2 protein-coding genes and 1 pseudogene are annotated in these 2320 nt (G+C 68.6%); all 3 read left to right on the top strand.

Annotated features, from left to right (window positions below):
• Positions 1 to 1333: Asp-tRNA(Asn)/Glu-tRNA(Gln) amidotransferase subunit GatA (gene gatA, locus Q8R27_RS07860; protein WP_305698490.1), on the top strand; the 1333-nt coding region annotated here is incomplete at its 5' end.
• A 45-nt stretch (positions 1334 to 1378) separates the two neighbouring features.
• On the top strand, positions 1379 to 1780 hold the full coding sequence (locus Q8R27_RS07865) for a hypothetical protein (RefSeq protein ID WP_305698491.1): 402 nt from the start codon (positions 1379 to 1381) through the stop codon (positions 1778 to 1780).
• A 44-nt stretch (positions 1781 to 1824) separates the two neighbouring features.
• A pseudogene (gatB, locus tag Q8R27_RS07870) lies at positions 1825 to 2320 on the top strand (Asp-tRNA(Asn)/Glu-tRNA(Gln) amidotransferase GatCAB subunit B); the annotation flags it as partial.

A 2320-nucleotide genomic window follows, 5' to 3' on the forward strand; every position in this document is an offset into this window, starting at 1 on the left:
GCCCGACAAGGCGATGGACATGGCGCGCGCTTCCGACGCGCGCCGCGCCAGCGGCGATGCCGGCCGGCTGGACGGCGCGCCGCTTGGCGTCAAGGACCTGTTCTGCACCGAGGGCGTGCGCTCGACCGCCTGCTCGCGGATCATCGGCGTCTTCATCCCGCAATACGAATCCACCGTCACCGCCAATCTGTGGCGCGACGGGGCGGTGATGTTGGGCAAGCTGAACATGGACGAGTTCGCCATGGGCTCGTCCAACGAGAGTTCGGCGTTCGGACCGGTGGTCAACCCATGGCGCGCCGCCGGCGGCAACACCAAGCTGACGCCGGGCGGTTCGTCTGGCGGTTCGGCGACGGCGGTGGCGGCGCAGCTCTGCCTGGGGGCTACGGCCACCGACACCGGCGGCTCGATCCGCCAACCCGCATCATTCACAGGGACGGTGGGGATCAAGCCGACCTACGGGCGTTGCTCGCGCTGGGGCGTGGTGGCGTTCGCCTCGTCGCTGGACCAGGCAGGCCCGATCGCGCGCACGGTCGAGGACGCCGCGATCCTGCTGACTTCGATGTCCGGCCACGATCCCAAGGACTCCACCAGCTTGCCGGTCGAGACGCCAGATTTCGCGTCCTTCGTCGGCAAGTCGGTGAAGGGCCTGCGCATCGGCGTGCCGAAGGAATACCGGGTCGACGGCATGCCGGCGGAGATCGACGCCCTCTGGGAGCAGGGGATCGCCTGGCTGAAGGACGCCGGCTGCGAGATCGTCGAGGTGTCGCTGCCGCATACAAAGTACGCCCTGCCGGCCTACTACATCGTGGCCCCGGCCGAGGCATCCTCGAACCTCGCGCGCTATGACGGCATGCGCTACGGCCTGCGGGTCGAGGGCGACAACCTGACCGAGACCTACGAGAAGACCCGCGCTGCGGGCTTCGGCGAGGAGGTCAAGCGCCGCATCCTGATCGGCACCTATGTGCTCTCGGCCGGCTACTACGACGCCTATTACCTGAAGGCGCTGAAGGTGCGCCGACGGATCTCGGAGGACTTCGACACCGCCTTCGAGCGCGTCGACGCCCTGCTGACGCCCACCGCGCCCAGCGCCGCCTTCAGCCTGGGCGAGCGCTCGGACGATCCTGTGGCCATGTATCTGAACGACATCTTCACGGTGACGGTGAACCTGGCAGGCCTGCCAGGGATGAGTGTTCCGGCCGGCGTCGACGCCAAGGGCCTGCCGCTGGGACTGCAGCTCATCGGCCGCGCACTGGACGAGGGCACGCTGTTCTCGATCGGGGCTGCGCTGGAGAAGGCGGCCGGCATCACCGGCAAACCCGAGAAGTGGTGGTGACAGCCGCGGTGGCCGAACGCATGCCGCTGTGGTAAACATGCGGCGATGAGCGCTCGAATCCCCCCTCTGCTCGCGGTCGGCGCAGTCATCGCGCTGGCGTTCGCACCAGCGGTCAGCGCAGCGGAAGAGATGGACACTCATGCGCCGATCTCCAGCGCGCCGCTCAGCCTCGGTGAACTCAGCAGCGACTCTCTGGGTGTGAACCTCCCGCAGACGCCGCCGACGGCGAACCGCACGGCGAAGAGGAACCGGGACGGCTCGGCGGCTATGGGCGAGATGAGCCGCGCCACCTCGCGCTCGCTCACGCCTCTGCCGCCCAGCAGCACCATGGCCGCCGAGATCGGCCCGCCAGCGGCCCTGACCGGACAAGTCTCGCTGGCCGTCAGCCCCGACGGCCTGGGCGGCTTCGGCGCGGCCATCGCCGTCGCCCAGGCGCGCCAGAACTAAGCCAGCCGCTTCCGTCGGCGCGCGCGCCGGACTATGACGAAGCCATGAGCAAGACCGACAAAACCGACAAGCTGATCGCGGGCCGCACCGGTCCATGGGAAATCGTCCTGGGGCTGGAGATCCACGCCCAGGTCGCCTCCAAGGCCAAGCTGTTCTCCGGCGCGGCGGTGGGCTTCGGCGCAGGTCCCAACGAACAGGTCAGCCTGGTGGACGCGGCGATGCCGGGGATGCTGCCGGTGATCAACCGCTTCTGCGTCGAGCAGGCGGTGCGCGCGGGCCTGGGCCTGCAGGCCCAGGTGAACCTGGTCTCGCGCTTCGACCGCAAGAACTACTTCTACCCTGATCTGCCGCAAGGCTACCAGATCAGCCAGTTCCAGCACCCGATCATCGGCGAGGGCGAGGTGATCGTCGAACGCGACGACGGCACCAGCTTCACCGTCGGCGTCGAACGCCTGCACCTGGAACAGGACGCGGGCAAGCTGATCCACGACCTGTCGCCCAGCGAATCCTATGTCGACCTGAACCGCGCGGGTACGGCCC

This window comes from Phenylobacterium sp., from assembly GCF_030697305.1.
Classification (GTDB): Bacteria; Pseudomonadota; Alphaproteobacteria; order Caulobacterales; family Caulobacteraceae; genus Phenylobacterium.